The organism is Xanthomonas sp. CFBP 8152 (assembly GCF_014199025.1).
Classification (GTDB): domain Bacteria; phylum Pseudomonadota; class Gammaproteobacteria; order Xanthomonadales; family Xanthomonadaceae; genus Xanthomonas; species Xanthomonas arboricola_B.
In genome coordinates this window covers 112,769-132,621 of sequence record NZ_JACHNO010000006.1, presented here as the reverse complement: position 1 = coordinate 132,621, position 19,853 = coordinate 112,769, and the positions used below count along the sequence as shown (strand labels likewise).

The window sequence follows — 19,853 nt, the reverse complement described above, 5'->3', positions numbered from 1 at the left end:
CATCCGTTCGGAGCAACAATGAGCACAGTGACATTGGGTGAGGATCTCGGCATCGAGACCAGCGCCGACCTCAAGCAGAAGCTTGCCGCGTTCCTTGCCCAGGACGGCGACCTGGTGCTCAATGCCGGCGAGGTCCGGCGTATCCATACCGCCAGCGTGCAGTTGCTCTGCGCCTTTGTGCAGACCCGCCGCCAGGCGGGGTTGCATACCGAATTCGATGGCTGCAACGACACTTTTAGAGATGCGGTCCGTCTGCTCGGCGTCACCGACGCGCTCGGACTTTCCGCATCCAATGACAACCTGAAATCTGTGGAGAACGCCGCATGAGCGCACGTATCTTGGTGGTGGACGATTCGGCGTCGATGCGCCAGATGGTCTCTTTCGCCCTCACCTCTGCCGGCTTTGCCGTCGAAGAAGCCGAGGACGGCGCCGTTGCGCTGGGCCGCGCGAAGGGCCAACGCTTCAACGCGGTGGTGACCGACGTGAACATGCCCAACATGGACGGCATCTCGCTGATCCGTGAGCTGCGCCAGCTGCCCGACTACAAGTTCACCCCGATGCTGATGCTCACCACCGAGTCGGCGGCCGACAAGAAGTCCGAAGGTAAGGCGGCCGGTGCCACCGGCTGGCTGGTCAAGCCGTTCAATCCGGAACAGCTGATCGCCACCGTCCAGAAAGTTCTGGGTTAATTCCACTTGCCTCACCATCGGATGTCACGCCCATGAGCATGGACCTGCAACGTTTCCACGCCACCTTTTTCGAGGAAAGCCGCGAAGGGCTGGACGCGATGGAGGCCGGGCTGTTGTCCCTTGAAGAGGGCAACCGCGACCCGGAAATCATCAATTCGGTGTTCCGCGCCGCGCACTCCATCAAGGGCGGCGCTGCCACCTTCGGTTTCGAGGCCGTCGCCGGCCTGACCCACGTGCTGGAGACGCTGCTCGACGAATTGCGCTCCAACAAGCGCCAGCTCGAACCCAATGCGGTCGATGCCATGCTCGGCTCGGTCGACGTGCTGCGCGCCCTGCTGCGCGAAGCAGAACACGGCACCCCGGCCGACCCGGACGCGGTCAAGGCCGTGCATATCCGTTTGAACGCGGTGCTGGCCGGCGAAGCGCCGACCGCCGCGGCGGTGGCCAAGCCGAAGGAAGAAGAACCCGAAGCCTGGCATATCGGGTTCACCCCGGCACCGTCACTGTTCATGAGCGGCAACGACCCGCTGCGCATCATCCGCGAGCTCGAGCACCTGGGCCCGCTGCAGATCGCCGCACGCCTGGAGCGCATGCCGGGCTTCGAGAACATCGACCCGCTGGAAGCCTACCTGGCCTGGGATCTGGGCCTGATCGGCAAGATCCCGCGCAGCAAGATCGAAGACACCTTCGCCTGGGTGGTGGACGATTGCGAGCTCGACATCCGCCCGATGGCGGTGCCAGGTCCGCCGCCGAGCCTGGCTGTCGAAACCGTTGCCGCTGCACCCGTTGCGGTCCCTGCGGCATCCGCCGCCGCTGCCGAACCTGCCGCCGCCGCTGCCGCCACGCCGGCCAAGGCCGCCGCTGCCGAGGCGGAAACCTCGATCCGCGTCAGCGTCGACAAGGTCGATGCGTTGATCAATCTGGTCGGCGAGCTGGTCATCACCCAGGCCATGCTCAAGCAGGTCTCCACCGGCCTGGATCCGGCGCATGCCGAACAACTGTTTGCCGGCCTGGATCTGCTGGAACGCAACACCCGCGACCTGCAGGAAGCGGTCATCGGCGTGCGCATGCTGCCGGTGGATGCGGTGTTCCGCCGCTTCCCGCGCCTGGTCCGCGACCTCTCCAGCCGGCTCGGCAAACAAGTGCGCCTGCGCACCATCGGCGAAGGCACCGAGCTGGACAAGGGCCTGATCGAAAAGATTGCCGATCCGTTGGTGCACCTGGTGCGCAACTCGATCGACCATGGTCTGGAAATGCCCGATGCGCGTCGCGCCTCCGGCAAGGACGAGACCGGCACCATCACCCTGGCAGCATCGCATCAGGGCGGTCATATCGTGATCGAGGTCAGCGACGACGGCCGTGGCCTCAATCGCGCCAAGATCCTGGAAAAAGCGGCCGAACGCGGCATTGCCGTGCCGGACAACCCGACCGATGCGCAGGTGTGGGATCTGATCTTCGCTCCGGGCTTCTCCACCGCCGATGCAGTGACCGACCTGTCCGGCCGTGGCGTGGGCATGGACGTGGTCCGCCGCAACATCCAGGGCCTGGGTGGCGAAGTGCAGCTGGAAAGCAACGCCGGCAGCGGTACCCGCGTGCTGATCCGTCTGCCGCTGACCCTGGCCATCCTCGACGGCATGACCGTCTCGGTGGCCGGCGAAACCCTGATCCTGCCGCTGGCCTACGTGCTCGAAGCCCTGCAGCCGGCGCCGGAAGACGTCCGCTCGATGGCCGGCGACGGCCGTGTGCTGCGGGTGCGTGGCGAGTACCTGCCGATCCTGTCGCTCACCGACTACTACGGCTTCGGCGGTCAGCAGTCCTCGCAGGAACCGCTGGTGGTGGTGGTCGAAGGCGACGGCCAGAAGATCGCGCTGGAAGTGGACGAGCTGCTCGGCCAGCAACAGGTCGTGGTCAAGAACATCGAAAACAACTACCGCCGTATCCCGGGCGTGTCCGGCGCCACCATCCTTGGGGATGGTCGGGTCTCGCTGATCGTGGACATCGGCGGGCTGGTGCGCTCGCTGCGCGTGCCGCAGGCCGCCTGAGTCCCGCGCGGCGCGGGCGCTGGCCCGCGCCGCGCTGCGTGCCCATGCGCGGGAACCGGCGCCGGCGCGCCCGCTGACGAAGCCGAACAGGTTAAGAAAAAAGCCGCGCACCCCGCCATCAAGTCCGCGCGCCGCCACGCCGATACCACTGGACGACCGGGCGCCGACGCGTCCCGGATTCTTCGGACTCTGCAGGAGCAGGCAATGGAACTGACGACCTCCTTTCGTGCGTACCGGGCCACGGCCCTGGCCGGGCTGACCGTGGTCGCGCTGCTGGCGGTGGTGAGCTGGCTGGTGCTGGGGCCGCTGGGCCGCACCAGCGACCGCCTCGACTACCTGGAGCACCGCCGCATCGCCCCGTCGCTGGCGCTGCACGAGCTGCGTGCCAGCCTGGCCGAGTTCCGCGCGTTGGAGCTCGGCCAGATCGTGCACGTCGGCGATGCTGCCGAGGTCGCCGACTACGACCAGCGCCTGGCCGACACCCGCCAGCGCCTGGATCGCGCCTGGAGCCACTACGCCGCGACCGCGCCGGAGGGCGACGAGGCGCGGCTGCGCAGCTCGCTCAAGAGCCGGCTGGACAGCTACCTGGACCTGCACGCCCGCATCGCCGAGGCCGCGCACGCCGGCGACAAGGCGCAGGCCAAGGCGCTGTCCACGCGCCAGGCGCTGCAGCAGCGGCGCGAGCTGTTCACCGAACTCAGCGCGCTGATCGCCCGGATCGACCAGCGGGCCGGCCCCGACGCCGGCTGACGCCCCGGCCCTCTTCCCAACGGCGCAACGCCGGCCGCCGCCGGCACTGCAGGAGCACTTCGATGAAATGGTTTTCGGATCTGAGGATCGTCTACAAACTGGCCCTGGTGTTCGCCGTGGTCAGCCTGCTGACGCTGCTGCTGGGCCTGTTCGTCTACGACCGCACCTCGCAGTCGATGGCCGAGTTCCAGCGCGTCGAGGGCAAGTGGATCCCGGCCACGCAGTCGCTGGCGGAAATCCGCGCGCAGCTCGGCGAAATCCGCACCTACGAGCTCGCGCAGCTGTCGCGCATCGACGAGCCGGACGCGGTCGCCGACTACTTCGCGCGCATCCAGAAGGCCCGCGACGAGGTCGCCCGCCAGCAGGCCCGGTTCGAGGCCACCATCCAGGAGCCGGCCGAGCGCCACCTGTACGAGGCCGTCGCAACCTCGCTGGCCGCCTACCTGGCCGCCAGCCAGCGCATGGGCGAGGCCGTGCGCGCGCACGACGCCGCGGCCGCGCAGGCCGTCTCGGACAAGGAGTCGCGGCCGCTGCGCCGCGAACTGTTCGAGAAGCTGATCGCGCTCAACGAGCGCAACGTCGGCCAGCTGGACCAGGAGATGACCGCCACCCACGCGCTGCTGGCACGGACCCAACTGTTGATCGTGGGCATGCTGCTGGCCACCCTCGGCGTGGCGCTGGGCACCGGCTGGCTGATGGCGCGCAGCATCAATCGCCAGTTGCGCTCGGCGACCGCACTGTCGCGCGCCGTCGCCCAGGGCGACCTCGACAGCCAGGTCGAGCGTGGCGGCCGCGACGAGCTGGGCCTGCTGATCGACGACATGCTGGCGATGCGCACCCGCATCCGCGAGGTCGTCGACGCGCAGAACGAAATGGGACGCCAGCACGAGCTGGGCTGGATCAGCTACCGCATCGACCAGGACGCCTTCCCCGGCGAGTACGGCGCGATGGTCCGCAACACCAACGACCTGGTCGCCGCCCACATCGCGGTCAAGATGCGGCTGCTGGGGATCACCCAGCGCTACGGCGTGGGCGACCTGTCGGTGGACATGGACGAGCTGCCCGGCGAGAAGGCAGTGCTCACCCAGACCATGGGCGAGGCCAAGCGCAACCTGACCGCCATCAACACGCAGATCCAGCAGCTGGCGCAGGCCGCCAGCGTCGGCGACTTCTCGCTGCGCGGCGACGTCAGCCGCTTCGACAACGACTTCCGGGTCATGGTCGAGAACCTCAACACCATGATGGCCACCGCCGACACCAACCTGGCCGCGTTCTCGCAGCTGCTCCAGGCCATCGCCGACGGCGACCTCACCGCGCGCATGGACGGCGAGTTCCATGGCGTGTTCGCCACCATGCGCGACGACGCCAACACCACCGTGCAGCGCCTGACCGAGATCGTCGGCCGCATCCAGCATGCCTCCGGCTCGATCAACACCGCCGCCAGCGAGATCGCCACCGGCAACGACGACCTGTCACGACGGACCGAGCAGCAGGCCGCCAGCCTGCAGGAGACCGCGGCCTCGATGGAGGAGCTGACCTCCACCGTCAAGCAGAACGCCGAGCATGCGCGCCAGGCCAACCAGTTCGCCATCGGTGCCGCCGACGTCGCCTCGCGCGGTGGCGAGGTGGTCGGCCAGGTCGTCACCACGATGAGCGGCATCGAGGCGTCCTCGAAGAAGATCGCCGAGATCATCTCGGTGATCGACGGCATCGCCTTCCAGACCAATATCCTGGCGTTGAACGCCGCGGTGGAAGCGGCGCGTGCCGGCGAACAGGGCCGCGGCTTTGCGGTGGTTGCCAGTGAGGTGCGCACGCTGGCGCAGCGCTCGGCCGGCGCCGCCAAGGAAATCAAAGGCCTGATCGACGATTCGGTCGGCAAGGTCGCCGAGGGTTCGGCACTGGTGCACACCGCCGGGCAGACCATGGGCGAGATCGTCACCAGCGTGCAGCGGGTGACCGACATCATGGGCGAGATCTCCGCGGCCTCGCAGGAGCAGTCGGCCGGCATCGAGCAGGTCAACCTGACCGTGACGCAGATGGACGAAGCCACCCAGCAGAACGCCGCCCTGGTGGAGGAAGCCACCGCCGCCGCCCGCGCGATGGAAGATCAGGCCGGGCAACTGTCCGATGCGGTGGCGATCTTCAAGATTCAACAGATGCCCGCGTTGCCTGCAGCGCCGGTCCGCACCGCGACGCAGCACCAGGCAGGCACCAGGCAAGCTGCCGCCAAGCGATCGGCCGCAGCAGCGGCGACGCCTGCGGCCAGGTCGAACAACACCGCTGCGGTGGCGGCACGCACGCCGGCAACGGCAACGGCAACCGCCGGCAACGATTCGAGCTGGCACGAATTCTGACCGCGACCTCCGATTGCCAGGCCGCCGCCCGCGCGGCCGGCACGGCCAGGCCCCGACAGCGATGCCGGGGCCTGGCGTTTTCAAAGACTGCGAACAAACGCCGGCGCCGGGCCCATTTCCTCGATTCCCATGCAATCGCGCCGTCTGTCGAAAGGTGATCAAGCGCAGGCTTCGGCGGCCGATACAGGGAATAATGAGGGCTGCCTGGCCCCCGCTACGTTCAAGGAGGTCCGCATGCCTACCGTCAACTCGCCGCGCTCTGCCCGCCACATGCTGGGTTCGGTGTTCGCCGTCGCGCTAGTGGCTGCCAGCGTCTGGTTGCCGCCGTCCTTCGCAGCACCGGCCGCACCGGTGTCGGTCCTGCTGGACAACGTACCGCTGAGCGCACTGCAGTCGCTTGCCATCGACCTGGTGCAGTTGCGCGACGACCAGCGGGCGCAGCTTGCCGCAGCGCACGATCCCGCCCGTATCCAAGCCTATGACGAACGTCTGGGCAACCTGCGGCAACGCATTGCGCGGCATGCAGGCTACTTCCAGGCCAGCGCGCCGCAGGGCGAACAGGCACGCCAGTTCGCACTCGTGCAGCAGCAGTTGGGCCGGTACCTGGCGCAGCATCGGCAGGCCAATCGCGCCCTGCATGACGGCGACCTGCAGTCTGCGCAAGCCTTGTCGCTGGGCCATGCGGGCGACACCCGGCACCTGCTGTGGACCGAACTGCAGACCCTGCGGCAATCGGTAGCCAGCGCGAGCAACACGCAGCGCAACTGAGGCATGCCCGCGTTGCGACCCCGGTGATCGCAGCGGTGTCGCCGCATCCGCGACCGGCCCTGCGCTGCGTCGAACCACGCGGCCTGCCATGCCGGTCCTCGCACGAGCTGTCATGCCCGGCTGATCCCGGTACCGCGTGTGCCCTGCCCGCCCGGCTGCGCTGCCGCCGCACTGCCACGGCAACCGGATGACGCGCCTGGCGTGGCACTGCCACAGCGTCAAGAAGCGCTGAAAAACCGCCGTCAGACCGGCTGTTACGCACTGCTCAACATTTTAGGGATCAGGTCGCTATTCGACTTATCCCGATCACACTCCCTTGCTGGATCCTGCCATGACGTTCAAGACCACGATTGCAAACACGCTGGCCAACGTTCCGCTGAAGCGCAAGTTTCTGGCGCAGACTGCGCTGGTGGCGCTGGGCATCATCGCGTTGGCGGTGATCGCCGCACGCATGCAGTACGTGGATCTCACCGATACCCGCCGCGATGGGCTCAAGAGCCAGATCGAGATGGCGATCGCGGTGGTCAATGGCTACGCAGAGCGCGCCGAGAAGGGCGAGATGGATGTGGACAGCGCCAAGAAAGCCGCGCTGCAGACCTTGTCCACCATGCGCGCGCGTGGCGGCGTGGATTACATCTATGTCACCGACCAGGCGCCGGTGATGCTGATGCACCCCACCCGCCCGGATCTCAACGGCAAGCCGCTCAACGATGTGCTGAGCCCCGACGGCAAGCGCATCTTCCCGGCCTTCGTTACTGCGGCGCAGTCCGGCGGCGGCTACGTCGATTACGCCTGGGCCAAGCCCGGTGAGAAGGAGCCGGTGCAGAAGACCTCGTACGCATCGCTGTACAAACCGTGGGGCTGGGTGATCGGCACCGGCGTGTATCTGGACGATACCCAGTCGCAGGCGCTGGCCTTCACCGGCATCGTCACGCTGGCCGGCGGCGTGCTGGTGCTGCTCAACCTGATGGTGGGCTGGCTGATCGGCAATTCGATCCTGGAGCCGGTGTCGCGCGCGCTCGCTGCCATCAAGGGCGTGGCGCGTGGCGATCTGAGCGTGCGCACCGCACAGCATGGCAGCGATGAGATCGGCCAGATGCTCAAGGCCACCGACGACATGGTGCACACGCTGGAGCAATTCTCCGCGCAGACCAAGGTGATGATGCACATGCACGCCGGCGAAGACTTCGGCCACCGCATGCCTACCGATTTTCCCGGTGTCTACGGCGAACTGGCCGGCGGCATCAATACGATGATCTTCGAACACCTGGACGCCATCATCGATGCGATCGGCATCCTCAACGAGTACGCGCGAGGCGACCTGTCGCGCGACGCCGCGCGTCTGCCCGGCACGCGTGCGGTGCTCCACGAAGCGATGGATGCGGCCAAGGCCAGCCTGCTGGCGATCAACACCGAGATCAAGCGCCTGGCCCAGGCCGCAGCCAATGGCGACTTCAGCCAGCGCGGCGATGCCACGCGCTTCGAACACGACTCGGCGCGCATGATCAACGACCTCAACGCGATGATGGAAGTCAGCGACCGCAACCTGGGCAAGCTGTCCGAGCTGTTGGCGGCGCTGGCCGAGGGCGACCTCACCGTGCGCATGGATGGTCAGTTCCACGGCGTGTTCGCACGCATGCGCGATGACGCCAATACCACTGCCGCGCAGCTGGCCGGCATCGTCGGGCGCATCCAGCAGGCCGCCGGCTCCATCACCTCTTCGGCCAGCGAGATCGCAGCTGGCAACGACGACCTGTCGCGGCGTACCGAGCAGCAGGCCGCCAATCTGGAAGAAACCGCCGCGTCGATGGAGGAGCTCACCGCCACCGTCAAGCAGAACGCCGAAAGCGCGCGTCAGGCCAACCAGCTGGCGATCGGCGCCGCCTCGGTGGCCTCGCAGGGCGGTCAGGTGGTCAGCCAGGTCGTGGACACCATGTCCGGCATCCAGACCTCGTCCAGGAAAATCGCCGACATCATCTCGGTGATCGACGGCATCGCCTTCCAGACCAATATCCTGGCCCTGAACGCCGCGGTGGAGGCGGCGCGTGCCGGTGAACAGGGCCGCGGATTTGCGGTGGTCGCCACCGAGGTGCGTACGCTGGCACAGCGTTCGGCCGGCGCAGCCAAGGAGATCAAGCATCTGATCGACGACTCGGTCGGCAAGGTGGCGCAGGGTTCGGCACTGGTGAATCAGGCCGGCACCACCATGGCCGAGATCGTCGCCAGCGTGCAGCGCGTCACCGACATCATGGGCGAGATCTCCACCGCCTCGCAGGAGCAATCCAGCGGCATCGAACAGGTCAACATGACCGTGACCCAGATGGACGAAGTCACCCAGCAGAACGCGGCATTGGTGGAAGAAGCCACTGCTGCTGCAAGGGCAATGGAAGAACAGGCCGGTCAGCTGGCGCAGGCGGTGTCGCGTTTCACGCTTGCCGGTGCGCCGGCGCCCATGGCAGCAGCGACTGCGGTCAGACCGGCAGCGACTGCGCTCACGCGCGGCTCCGGCACAGCCGCCGCACGCAAGCCGGCAGCCGCGCCGCTGAGCACCACCGGCAACGACGGTCAATGGCAGGACTTCTGAGCCGTACGCGCACGCCGCCCCGGCCGTGGCGGCTTCCGCTCACCCGTCGCGCCACCGGCTTGCCCGCCACGGCCGCATTGCCGGCGCCCTGAGCGCGACAGACGCAAGCCGGCTGCTGCACCGTTCATTCTCCCAAAATAAAGAATCGTGCCAGGCAGCCGCTAGCATGCTGGAGAGCGCTCCTGCGCAATGCCCGGAGTAACTAATGAACAAGTTCAACGATTGGCCGATCCGCCGCAAACTGATGTTCGCCTTTGGCCTGAGTGCGGCGCTGACCGCCTTGCTGGGCGGGCTCGGTTTTTCGCGCATGCAGCAGATGCAGCAGCAAACCACCCTGGTCAATCAGGACGTGGTGCCGGTGCTGAGTCGTCTGTCCGAGCTGCGTGGCTTTGCCGGTGAGTTCCGAATTTATGAAGTCGGCCAGTTCGTCAATTTCGACGATCCGGCCCGCTATGCGCTGTTCTTCAAGCGCATGGACGAGATCCACGCCAATTACGTCAGAACGCAAAAGCTGCTGGACGCCAAGATCGGCGCCGCCTCGCCGCTGAAGGCCGAATACGCCAAGCTGACCGATGCCAGTACGCGCTACTTCGCCGCCAACCAGCAGCTGCGCACGCTCTATGCAGCACCCGATCGCGCCGCGGCGATGGAATTTTCGCGTGATCAGTCGGCCGAAATTCGCAAGGAATTGTTCGCCTCGGTCGACAAGCTTTATGCAGAGCAGTCCGAGGCACTGAGCGACATGGTTGCGACCAGTACCGCCTCGTTCAAGCTGACCAGCGCGGTGTTGCTGCTCGGCACGCTGCTGATGGCAGCGCTGTCGGTGACCTTCGGCTGGCTGATCGCGCGCAGCATCACCAATCCGCTGTCCCAGGCGCTGGGCGCCATCAAGGCGGTCTCGCGCGGCGATCTGAGCGTGCAGGTGAACAAGACCAGCAATGACGAGATCGGCCAGATGCTCGAAGCCACCGGCGGCATGACGCAGATGCTGCGCCGCTTCAGCGATGAAACCGCGCACATGTCGCACCTGCACGCGGCCGAAGACATCAGCCACCGCATGCCGGAGGATTTCCCCGGCGTGTACGGCACCCTGGCCGGCGGCATCAACACGATGATCTTCGAGCATCTGGATGCCATCACCGACGCGGTGCGCATCCTCAACCAGTACGCACAGGGCGACCTGACCCAGGACGCACGCCGTCTGCCGGCCAGCCGCGCCTTCCTGCATGAAGCGATGGACGCGGCCAAGGCCAGCCTGCTGTCGATCAATACCGAGATCAAACAGCTGGCGCAGGCCGCAGCTGCCGGGGACTTCAGCGCACGCGGCAACGCAGCGCACTTCAAGTACGACTTCGCGGTGATGGTGGCGGATCTGAACTCGATGATGGAGGTCAGCGACCGCAATCTGGGCAAGCTGTCGCAGCTGCTCGGCGCGGTGGCCGAAGGCGATCTGACCGCATGCATGGACGGCGAGTTCCACGGGGTGTTCGCACGTCTGCGTGACGATGCCAATGCCACCACCCAGCGCCTGACCGACATCGTCGGGCGCATCAAGCACTCCACGCTGGCCATCAACAACGCCGCTGGCGAAATCGCCGCCGGCAACAACGACCTGTCGCAGCGCACCGAGCAGCAGGCAGCCAACCTGGAAGAAACCGCCGCCTCGATGGAAGAGCTCACCTCTACTGTCAAGCAGAATGCCGAGCACGCACGTCAGGCCAATCAGCTGGCGATCGGCGCTGCCGATGTGGCCTCGCACGGCGGCAGCGTGGTCGGCCAGGTGGTCACCACCATGTCCGGCATCCAGACCTCGTCCAAGAAAATCGCCGAGATCATCGCCGTCATCGACGGCATCGCCTTCCAGACCAATATCCTGGCCTTGAACGCGGCAGTGGAAGCGGCCCGCGCCGGCGAACAGGGCCGCGGGTTTGCGGTGGTCGCTTCCGAAGTACGCACCCTGGCCCAGCGTTCGGCCAGCGCCGCGAAGGAGATCAAGAGCCTGATCGACGACTCGGTCAGCAAGGTTGCCGAAGGATCGGCGCTGGTGAACCAGGCCGGCAGCACCATGAACGAGATCGTGTCCTCGGTGCAGCGCGTCACCGACATCATGAGCGAAATCTCCGCCGCTTCGCAGGAACAGTCGGCCGGCATCGAGCAGGTCAACCAGACCGTCACCCACATGGACGAAGCCACCCAGCAGAACGCCGCGCTGGTGGAAGAGGCCACCGCCGCCGCGCGTTCGATGGAAGAACAGGCCCAGCAGCTCACCGAAGCGGTGGCCGTGTTCCACCTGGCGGCCGAGCTGGACGCGGCGACACGTGCCGCGCCAGTGGTGCGCCAGATCGCTGCCAAGCGGCCTGCCGCCGCCAGCAAAGCGCAGGTCGCCAGGCCTGCTGCACACGCCGCAGTGGCGTTTGCACCGTCCAACGCGTCGGATTGGGCGGATTTCTGAGAGAAGCCGCAGCGGCCGCGTACCGGCCGCTGCAGCGCAAGTACGTTCTTAGAGCACGTTTTTCGCCGGATTACGTTTCAAGCAGACGTGTTAATACATGGGCCACTGTCAGGCCGGTCAAGTTCGGACGTGCAACCGCGCCGCGTGCGATCCTGCACATATGCCGGCAATCGCATTGGCCGGCGTGCAATGCGGGCGTCGGCAACGCGTCCTGGCCGATCGTGGCTTGACCAACACGGCCGAGCCCGCAAGCGAGCGCTGCATCCTGATCGAAGCCGGCGCAGCGCCGGGACATCGCGCTGCGCGCCTCACTTGAACGTGCGCAAGACACGTTTGATGCTGCCGCAGGCACTGCCCGCGTGCGCACGCCGCTGCTTCGGGGCACCCAACGACCGCGTTGCTGCCATCCGGCCATCTTCCGCAAGGGCAACCTCGCAGTACGCTCGAAAGGTGAAATATATGTGAAACTATCGGCGAGTACGCTCGCATTGATAGTCCTTCCATGGCGCTTTCCGGTCAATTAGTACACATGCGCATCACTTCGGTGACGGCCGCCCATACGCAGCAGGGCTGACAGTGTTCAGTCGCATAGCCGCCGGCCGTTACCTATAGCGGCACGCCTACCTGCCTTGCAATCACGTGACCCGGGTGACGGATCGGCTGGATGCCTGCCTGCTGCGCTTTCCCTGCGTATCGCCTACACGTCCACCCGACGCGTCTTGTTCTTCTTGTTTACTGCCTCGAGACCCCAAAATGATCGCTTTTCTTCAACGGTACAACGTCGGCAAGCGCCTGAGCTTCGCCTTCGGCACGCTTATCCTGCTGTCGTGCGCGCTGGTGGTCGCCGGCGTATACACGCTTGCACAGGCGCGGACGTCTCTCAATACCATCGTCGACCGCAATATCACGATGATCCAACATGCCCAGGAAATGACCAACGCAAGTGCGGTCATCGCGGTGCAGTTGCGCAACATCGTGTTACCGACTTCGCAAGAAGATAATCTGCGTTTTTACGACATCATCAAGCGTGAGCGCCTGCATTATGATCAGGAGCGCGAGAAGCTTTACGCTTTCAGCGCGACGGCTCAAGCCACAGCGATTCGCAATCGGATCGACCAGGCCCGCGCCAAGTCAGGAATTGCAAACCAGCAGGTCATCGATCTCGGGCTTGCCGGAAAGAGCGACACGGCGTTGGCGGTGTTGCTGCAGAGTGCAGCTCCAGCCACCCAGCGCTGGCAGGACGCCATCGCCGATTACGCCAAATTGCAACGACGTCGCATTCTGGAAGCGTCTGCTGCTGCCAATACCTCAATGGATTACGGGCGTGGCATGCTGATCGGCGGCGGCCTGGCGGTGGTGCTGTTCAGTGCCCTGCTCGGCTTCCTGATCACCCGCAGCCTGGTGCGCCCATTGACCCAGGCCACCCGCGCTGCCGAAGCGATCGCCGACGGCAATCTCGACAACGACGTGCGCACGCAGTCCAACGACGAAACCGGCCGGCTGTTGCAAGCCATGGATCGCATGCAGGGCCAGGTACGCAAACTCATCACCGCACAGCTAGAGATGGCCAAGCGCCATGATGATGGCCAGATCAGCTTCCGCATGGATGCTGGCGCATTCCCGGGCGACTTCGGCCGCATGGCCAAGGACACCAATGCGCTGGTCGCCGCGCACATCGCGCTGGAGACGCAGACCATCCATCTGGTGGAACGCTATGCGATCGGCGACCTGACCGAGGACATGCCGCAACTGCCGGGCGAAAAGGCAGCCATCACCACCGCGATGAACCAGGTCAAGTTGAACCTGTCGACGATGAACACGGAGATCAAGCAATTGGCCCAGGCCGCCGCCAACGGTGACTTCACCGCGCGCGGCAATGCCGAACAGTTCCAGTTCGATTTCCGCATCATGGTGGAAAGCCTCAACACCCTGATGTCCACCGCCGACGGCAATCTGCAGTCGTTGTCCGGTCTGCTGCAGTCGATCGCCGCCGGCGATCTCACCGCACGCATGAGCGGCCAGTACCAGGGCGTGTTTGCGCAGATGCGCGACGACGCCAACGCCACCGCCGAACAGCTGGCCGGCATCGTGGGCCGCATCCAGACCGCTGCCGACGCGATCGGCCTGGCATCGGGCGAGATCGCCTCCGGCAACCAGGACCTGTCGCAGCGCACCGAACAGCAGGCCGCCAGTCTGGAAGAAACCGCCGCTTCGATGGAAGAGCTCACCTCCACCGTCAAGCAGAATGCCGAACACGCCAGCCAGGCCAACCAGCTAGCCATCGGCGCGGCGGCAGTGGCCTCGCAAGGCGGCGATGTGGTGGCCCAGGTGGTCACCACCATGTCCGACATCCAGAGCTCGTCGAAGAAGATCGCCGAGATCATCGCCGTCATCGACGGCATCGCCTTCCAGACCAATATCCTGGCCCTGAATGCCGCGGTGGAAGCGGCGCGTGCCGGCGAGCAAGGGCGCGGATTCGCGGTGGTCGCCTCTGAAGTCCGTACCCTGGCGCAACGTTCGGCCGGTGCGGCGAAGGAGATCAAGCACCTGATCGACGACTCGGTCGACAAGGTCACCCAGGGCGCCACCCTGGTCGATCAGGCCGGCACCACCATGGCCGAAATCGTCGCCAGCGTGCAGCGCGTCACCAACATCATGGGCGAGATCTCCTCCGCGTCGCAGGAGCAGTACTCGGGCATCGAACAGGTCAACCAGACCGTGACCCAGATGGACGAAACCACCCAGCAGAACGCCGCGCTGGTGGAAGAAGCCACCGCCGCCGCACGTGCGATGGAAGAGCAGGCTCAGCAGCTCACCGAAGCGGTGGCCGTGTTCAAGGTTGCCGAGCACGCACCGGTGGCGCGCCGGTTGTCGGCCGTTGCCAGTGCGCCTGGCAACGCCCGCACCACAGCGCGCCCGGTCGTGCGCACCAGTACTGCCACGCCCCCGCGTCGCAGCAGCGCTGGGACATCCGCAGCGGCAGCCGACGTGACCGACTGGCAGGAGTTCTAAGCGCCACCAACCGCCGTCAGCACTTGCGCAGCGAGTGCTGGCCGGTTTGCGTGCGTGTGCACGGTGAGCGGAATGCGTGTTCGACACCGTGCTCAGGCACGCCGACCGGCAATGCCCGCCTGCAGGTCTTCAGGCTGTTTATCACGGCACCGCACTCGCGGTGCCGTTTTGCGTTGTGCGCGGCGCGACAGCTGTGCGCAGGCCCGCTTGCGTCAAGACCGGCGTGAATTCGCACTTCACATCGTCGCGCTGGCCCCCATCACGCCGCCTTGAAAACAGCACTTAACCGGCGGTTTCTAGGGAAATCCCCGACACGGCGACCACCAATTCCCGACTCCTTGTACACATGGCAGTCACGTGTCTGAGACCCGGCTTTACCGTCCAGTCCGGCTTGTCTCAATACAGCAGTTCTAACGCCGTTATCTGACCGACGCATCACACAAGGCATGACGTGCAACGCAATGCTCCAGCACTGCATTGCAGGACATTCCCTCTAACGGCACATCCGCTCAGGTCACTCAATGAATTCCTTTCTGCACCGCTTCAACGTCGGCAAGCGCCTTTCCCTGGCCTTCGGCGTCTTGATTCTCCTGTCCTGCACACTGGTGGCGGCCGGCCTGTACACGCTCAGTCAGGCACGCGAACGCCTGGACACCATCGTCAACCGCAACATGGCAATGATCCAGTACGCCACCGATATGCTGGACGCCAATGCCACGATCTCGACGAATCTGCGCAACATCGTGCTGCCGACCACCGCCGAGCAGAATCGGCAGTTCGCTGACGCGATCGACGCCCAGCGCACCCGCTACAACGAGCTGCGCGACAAGCTCTACGCATTTCCTGCCGATGCGCACGACCAGGAGTTGCGCAACGCGCTGGATTCGACCCGCGAGCAGGCGCTGGCGCACAACCAGCAGGTGCGCGAACTGGGAATGGCCGGCAAGGTCGACCAGGCCATGCCGATCCTGCTCGAACGCGCCGCACCGGCTACCCAGCACTGGCAGGATGCGATCCGCACCTACTCGCACGCGCAGCGCAAAAGTAGCCAGCTGGCCTACGATCAGGCCAACGCCGCGATGGCGCGCGGCCGCAGCATGCTGATGGGCGGCGGCGTCGCCGTGGTGCTGCTGAGCGCACTGCTGGCCTGGATGATCACCCGCAGCCTCACCGGCCCGTTGAACCGCGCCACCCGCGCTGCCGAGGCGATCGCCGACGGTCGGCTCGACAATGAAGTGCACAGCGATGCCGGCGACGAGACCGGCCGTCTGCTGCAGGCGATGGACAAGATGCAATCGCAGGTGCGTAACCTGATCACCGCGCAGCTGGACATGGCCAAGCGCCACGACAGCGGCCAGATCAGCTTCCGCATGGATGCCGACGCATTCCCGGGCGACTACGGCCGTATGGCCGGCGATACCAATGCCCTGGTCGACAGCCATGTCCAGGTGACCTTGCGTCTGGCGCAGATCATGGGCCGCTACGCCATCGGCGACCTCAGCGAGGACATGGACGCGCTGCCAGGCGAAAAGGCCAGGCTGACCGACACCATGGCGCAGGTGAAAACCAACTTGGCCTCGATGAATCAGCAGATCAAGCAGCTGGCCCAGTCCGCTGCCGACGGCGATTTTGGTGCACGCGGCGATGCGGCTCAGTTCCAGTTCGATTTCCGCGCCATGGTCGAAAGCCTCAACCAGTTGATGGCCACTGCCGATGGCAGCCTGCAGTCGCTGTCGGGCATCCTGCGCGCGATTGCGGCGGGCGACCTGACCGCGCGCATGGACGGCGATTTCAAGGGCGTGTTCGCACAGATGCGCGACGACGCCAATGCCACTGCCACCCAGTTGTCCGGCATCGTCGGGCACATCCAGCACTCGGCGACCTCGATCAATGCCGCCGCCAGCGAGATCGCCGCCGGCAATCAGGATCTGTCGCAGCGCACCGAGCAGCAGGCCGCCAATCTGGAGGAAACTGCAGCCTCGATGGAAGAGCTCACCTCCACCGTCAGGCAGAACGCCGAAAGCGCACGCCAGGCCAATCAACTTGCAATCGGTGCCGCCAGCGTGGCCTCGCAGGGTGGCGCGGTGGTCAGCAAGGTGGTCGACACCATGAGCGGCATCGAGGCCGCGTCCAAGCGCATTGCCGACATCATCAGCGTCATCGACGGCATTTCGTTCCAGACCAACATCCTGGCCCTGAATGCCGCCGTGGAAGCAGCGCGTGCCGGCGACCAGGGCCGCGGCTTTGCGGTGGTCGCCTCCGAGGTGCGCACCCTGGCACAGCGTTCGTCCGCAGCGGCCAAGGAGATCAAGAGCCTGATCGACGACTCCGTGCAGCGTGTGGCCGACGGTTCGCAGTTGGTGGATCAGGCCGGCAAGACCATGGCCGAGATCGTGGCCAGCGTGCAGCGTGTCACCAACATCATGGGCGAGATTTCCGCCGCCTCGCAGGAACAGTCGGCCGGCATCGAACAGGTCAACCAGACCGTCACCCACATGGACGAGACCACCCAGCAGAACGCCGCGCTGGTGGAAGAAGCCACCGCCGCCGCTCGCGCGATGGAAGAACAGGCCCAGCAGCTCACCGAGGCGGTCGCCGTGTTCAAGATCGTCGAGCAGGGCCAGGCCGCGCCTCAGCCGTCATCGATGCTGGCTACGCCGGTCAATACACGCTTCGCCGCCCGCCCGGCCGCACGTGCCGGCAGCCACGCAGCGCCACGCCGTAGCACCGCCGGTACGGCGACAGCGGCAGCCACGGCCGGTCCCAGCGACTGGCAGGAGTTCTGAGCCCCACTGCAACTCGTAACACGTACCAACCGCAGTCTCCAGAAACACCATTCGAGCGTAGTTGATTCGGTCAACGAATCTTGAGGGTCGCTTCCTAGCGAGGGAAGCGGCCCTTTTTTTGTTCCGGGCGTCGACAGGCCTCGGGCCACGCATGGCGGCGAAGCTGTCCGTCGGCACCCTGCCCGACCATGCACGGATTCACCGCCTGTCCCGCGATGGTGGCGGACAAGGGCCCGGCAGCACGGGCGCAGGTCCGCCGCTGCGGAACCGATCCATCCGCACTGTCCGGTCCCTCGGACCACCCCGCCCAAGGCGACCGAGGCTTCACGCTTTCGTCTTTTTTCAGCCGCCCTTAAGGATTCGGCGTTGCCGCCGATATCAGGGCGACGCCGGGACAACCGTTCCGACGTCTTCCCACATCTACTGTGCTTGTGCCCATGTCCCAAGGCGATACCTCCGAGCTGGACCACGACGTCGACCACCTCGCCGAAGGTGACGAGCGCTATCTGCTGCGCAACAAACGGCAGATCCGTGGCCTGCTGCGCCAGTTGCTCGACCAGCGTGCCATCGTGACCATGCATGTGGCCGGGCGCGACATGGCCGTGCCCACCGCCGTACTCGAGGTGGACGAAGACGACGACTGCGTCATTCTGGACGGCAGTCATAACGAGGCCTCCAACCGCGCCATCCAGGACGCCAAGTACCTGCTGTGCTACGCGCAACTGGAGCGGGTCAGCATCCGGTTCCGGCTGGAAACGCCCGACCGGCTGGAACGCGACATCCACGTCGCCTTCCGCGCCGACCTGCCCGAGGCGATGTATCACCTGCAGCGTCGCGAGTCGTACCGGCTGGAAACGCCGATCACCGACTCGCCCGTCTGCATCATCCGCCAGGACCAGGCACAAGGCGGCAATCTCAATCTGCAGCTGCGCGTGATCGATATCAGCAGCGGCGGCCTGGCGGTCTCGCTCACCGATGGCATGCCCTTGCTCGAACCGCAGCGCACCTATCGCGATTGCACGCTGCAGTTGCCCGGCACCGCGCCGATCACCCTGCCGCTGACGGTGTGCAGCCAGTACAAGCAGACCCTGCCCAACGGCAGCGAAGGTTTCCGCGTCGGCATGCAGTTCAGCGACCTTCCGCGCGGTGCCGACGAGACCATCCAGCGCTACATCTTCCGCGTCGACCGCCAGCGCAATGCGCGCAAGAGCGGCGTGTTCTGAACCCACCTGCACCAGCGGCGGCGTGCAGCTAAAGTTGCCCTGCGCTGCGCCGATGTTGCTAGGGCAATCCTCATCCGCATGCTTTTCCCATAGCTGCAATCCGACACTCAGCCGCAACGCCCGGAGTTTCCATGAACGACAAAAGCACTGCCACCGGCACCGGTGGTGAATTCCTCAGCTTCGCCCTGGGCGAAGAACACTACGGCGTGGACATCCTGAAAGTGCAGGAAATTCGCGGCTACGATTCGGTCACCCGTCTGCCCGACGCACCGGACTACATCAAGGGTGTGATCAACCTGCGCGGCACCATCGTGCCGGTGATCGACCTGCGCCTGAAGTTGCGCCTGAAAGAAGCGCGCTACGACGCCTTTACCGTGATGATCGTGCTCAACGTCGAAGACCGCGTGGTCGGCATCGTGGTGGACAGCGTCTCGGACGTGATTCCGCTCAACGACGACCAGATCCGACCGACCCCCGAATTCGGCGCCTCGGTCGACACCCGCTTCATTTCGGGTATCGGCACCCAGGACGATCGCATGCTGATCCTGCTGGATATCGAGACCCTGCTGGACAGCGCCGAACTCGGTCAGCAGCAGCTGGCCGAAGAAGCGGCCTGATCCAGACCATCTGGTGTCGGGAGCTTCCCGACACGAGACGCACAACGAATTTGAAGTGAGATAGAAATCACGTTTTTCCAATTCAAGTTGAACGGCCGCTGGCCGATAGCTGAATAGAAGCCCGCGCACACAAACGGGTCACCGTTCGACTTTTGATTCTGGAGAATCCCAATGAAATTTCTGCTCTCGCTCCTTCCCGTCGCTGCTCTGTTGATCGTTGCTCCCACGCTGTCGGCTCAGTCGCAGGAAATGATTCCGCCGGAAATGGCGACCCGTTTCGTCGGCAAGGACGGCATGGTGTGCGGCAAGGTCGAAAAGGCCAAGTACGCCCAGAGCTCGGAAGGTGAACCCACCTTCCTCTACATGGGCGGCATGTTCCCGCGTCACACCTTCTCGGCCCGCATCGACGGCGCCAACCGCGGCAAGTTCAGCTTTGCCCCGGAAACCCTGGAAGGCAAGGACGTTTGTGTGCTCGGCAAGATCCAGCGCGACAGCTCGCGGGCCGAAATCGAAGTCAGCTCGCCGGCCAGCCTGAAGCTTGCCACCATCAAGTAATCGCCTCGCAGACCGCCACGC

Annotated in this window: 13 protein-coding genes; all 13 read left to right on the top strand. The window is 65.4% G+C overall.

Going from position 1 to position 19,853, the window contains the following annotated elements; translation table 11 throughout:
* The first annotated feature begins 18 nt into the window (after window positions 1-18).
* The 13 genes from FHT09_RS18400 to FHT09_RS18340 all read left to right on the top strand — a co-directional run bounded on the left by FHT09_RS18400 (window position 19) and on the right by FHT09_RS18340 (window position 19,832).
* Window positions 19-327 (top strand): STAS domain-containing protein, encoded by a 309-nt coding sequence (locus FHT09_RS18400; protein ID WP_104537481.1) that lies wholly within the window; start codon window positions 19-21, stop codon window positions 325-327.
* Window positions 324-689: a response regulator gene (locus FHT09_RS18395; protein WP_002806565.1), complete on the top strand. Its 366-nt coding sequence runs from the start codon at window positions 324-326 to the stop codon at window positions 687-689. Before FHT09_RS18400 ends, FHT09_RS18395 begins: the two co-directional genes overlap by 4 nt.
* 32 nt (window positions 690-721) lie before the next feature.
* Complete coding sequence (locus FHT09_RS18390; RefSeq protein WP_104606380.1) at window positions 722-2,731, top strand: chemotaxis protein CheA; 2,010 nt, start codon at window positions 722-724, stop codon at window positions 2,729-2,731.
* A 204-nt stretch (window positions 2,732-2,935) separates the two neighbouring features.
* Window positions 2,936-3,481, top strand: coding sequence for a Tar ligand binding domain-containing protein (locus tag FHT09_RS18385; protein WP_104537483.1), 546 nt, complete (start codon window positions 2,936-2,938; stop codon window positions 3,479-3,481).
* A gap of 62 nt (window positions 3,482-3,543) precedes the next feature.
* Window positions 3,544-5,835, top strand: coding sequence for a methyl-accepting chemotaxis protein (locus tag FHT09_RS18380; RefSeq protein WP_104606381.1), 2,292 nt, complete (start codon window positions 3,544-3,546; stop codon window positions 5,833-5,835).
* A 234-nt stretch (window positions 5,836-6,069) separates the two neighbouring features.
* Window positions 6,070-6,603 (top strand): hypothetical protein, encoded by a 534-nt coding sequence (locus FHT09_RS18375; RefSeq protein WP_104606382.1) that lies wholly within the window; start codon window positions 6,070-6,072, stop codon window positions 6,601-6,603.
* A 331-nt stretch (window positions 6,604-6,934) separates the two neighbouring features.
* Entirely contained in the window at window positions 6,935-9,187 is a 2,253-nt protein-coding gene (locus tag FHT09_RS18370; protein WP_104606436.1) for a methyl-accepting chemotaxis protein, read from the top strand.
* 205 nt (window positions 9,188-9,392) lie between these two features.
* The gene (locus tag FHT09_RS18365) at window positions 9,393-11,639 is read left to right on the top strand and encodes a methyl-accepting chemotaxis protein (protein WP_104606383.1); all 2,247 of its coding nucleotides are present in this window, start codon (window positions 9,393-9,395) and stop codon (window positions 11,637-11,639) included.
* 753 nt (window positions 11,640-12,392) lie between these two features.
* Window positions 12,393-14,651: a methyl-accepting chemotaxis protein gene (locus FHT09_RS18360; RefSeq protein WP_104606384.1), complete on the top strand. Its 2,259-nt coding sequence runs from the start codon at window positions 12,393-12,395 to the stop codon at window positions 14,649-14,651.
* A gap of 521 nt (window positions 14,652-15,172) precedes the next feature.
* Window positions 15,173-17,437 carry a methyl-accepting chemotaxis protein gene (locus tag FHT09_RS18355; RefSeq protein WP_104606385.1) on the top strand — a complete coding sequence of 755 codons (2,265 nt, stop codon included), beginning with the start codon at window positions 15,173-15,175 and terminating at the stop codon, window positions 17,435-17,437.
* Between the two features lie 437 nt (window positions 17,438-17,874).
* Window positions 17,875-18,660, top strand: a complete 786-nt coding sequence (locus FHT09_RS18350) for a flagellar brake protein (protein ID WP_181141338.1) — start codon at window positions 17,875-17,877, stop codon at window positions 18,658-18,660.
* A 131-nt stretch (window positions 18,661-18,791) separates the two neighbouring features.
* Window positions 18,792-19,277: a chemotaxis protein CheW gene (locus tag FHT09_RS18345; protein ID WP_104606387.1), complete on the top strand. Its 486-nt coding sequence runs from the start codon at window positions 18,792-18,794 to the stop codon at window positions 19,275-19,277.
* A 171-nt stretch (window positions 19,278-19,448) separates the two neighbouring features.
* Window positions 19,449-19,832, top strand: coding sequence for a hypothetical protein (locus tag FHT09_RS18340; protein ID WP_181141339.1), 384 nt, complete (start codon window positions 19,449-19,451; stop codon window positions 19,830-19,832).
* Window positions 19,833-19,853: the final 21 nt, after the last annotated feature.

Bases quoted from the DNA above. Each gene is read 5' to 3' on its own strand.
- FHT09_RS18370 (WP_104606436.1), top strand. From the start codon at position 6,935: ATGACGTTCAAGACCACGATTGCAAACACGCTGGCCAACGTTCCGCTG.
- FHT09_RS18355 (WP_104606385.1), top strand. From the start codon at position 15,173: ATGAATTCCTTTCTGCACCGCTTCAACGTCGGCAAGCGCCTTTCCCTG.
- FHT09_RS18390 (WP_104606380.1), top strand. From the start codon at position 722: ATGAGCATGGACCTGCAACGTTTCCACGCCACCTTTTTCGAGGAAAGC.
- FHT09_RS18340 (WP_181141339.1), top strand. From the start codon at position 19,449: ATGAAATTTCTGCTCTCGCTCCTTCCCGTCGCTGCTCTGTTGATCGTT.
- FHT09_RS18375 (WP_104606382.1), top strand. From the start codon at position 6,070: ATGCCTACCGTCAACTCGCCGCGCTCTGCCCGCCACATGCTGGGTTCG.
- FHT09_RS18350 (WP_181141338.1), top strand. From the start codon at position 17,875: ATGTCCCAAGGCGATACCTCCGAGCTGGACCACGACGTCGACCACCTC.
- FHT09_RS18345 (WP_104606387.1), top strand. From the start codon at position 18,792: ATGAACGACAAAAGCACTGCCACCGGCACCGGTGGTGAATTCCTCAGC.
- FHT09_RS18400 (WP_104537481.1), top strand. From the start codon at position 19: ATGAGCACAGTGACATTGGGTGAGGATCTCGGCATCGAGACCAGCGCC.
- FHT09_RS18380 (WP_104606381.1), top strand. From the start codon at position 3,544: ATGAAATGGTTTTCGGATCTGAGGATCGTCTACAAACTGGCCCTGGTG.
- FHT09_RS18365 (WP_104606383.1), top strand. From the start codon at position 9,393: ATGAACAAGTTCAACGATTGGCCGATCCGCCGCAAACTGATGTTCGCC.
- FHT09_RS18395 (WP_002806565.1), top strand. From the start codon at position 324: ATGAGCGCACGTATCTTGGTGGTGGACGATTCGGCGTCGATGCGCCAG.
- FHT09_RS18360 (WP_104606384.1), top strand. From the start codon at position 12,393: ATGATCGCTTTTCTTCAACGGTACAACGTCGGCAAGCGCCTGAGCTTC.
- FHT09_RS18385 (WP_104537483.1), top strand. From the start codon at position 2,936: ATGGAACTGACGACCTCCTTTCGTGCGTACCGGGCCACGGCCCTGGCC.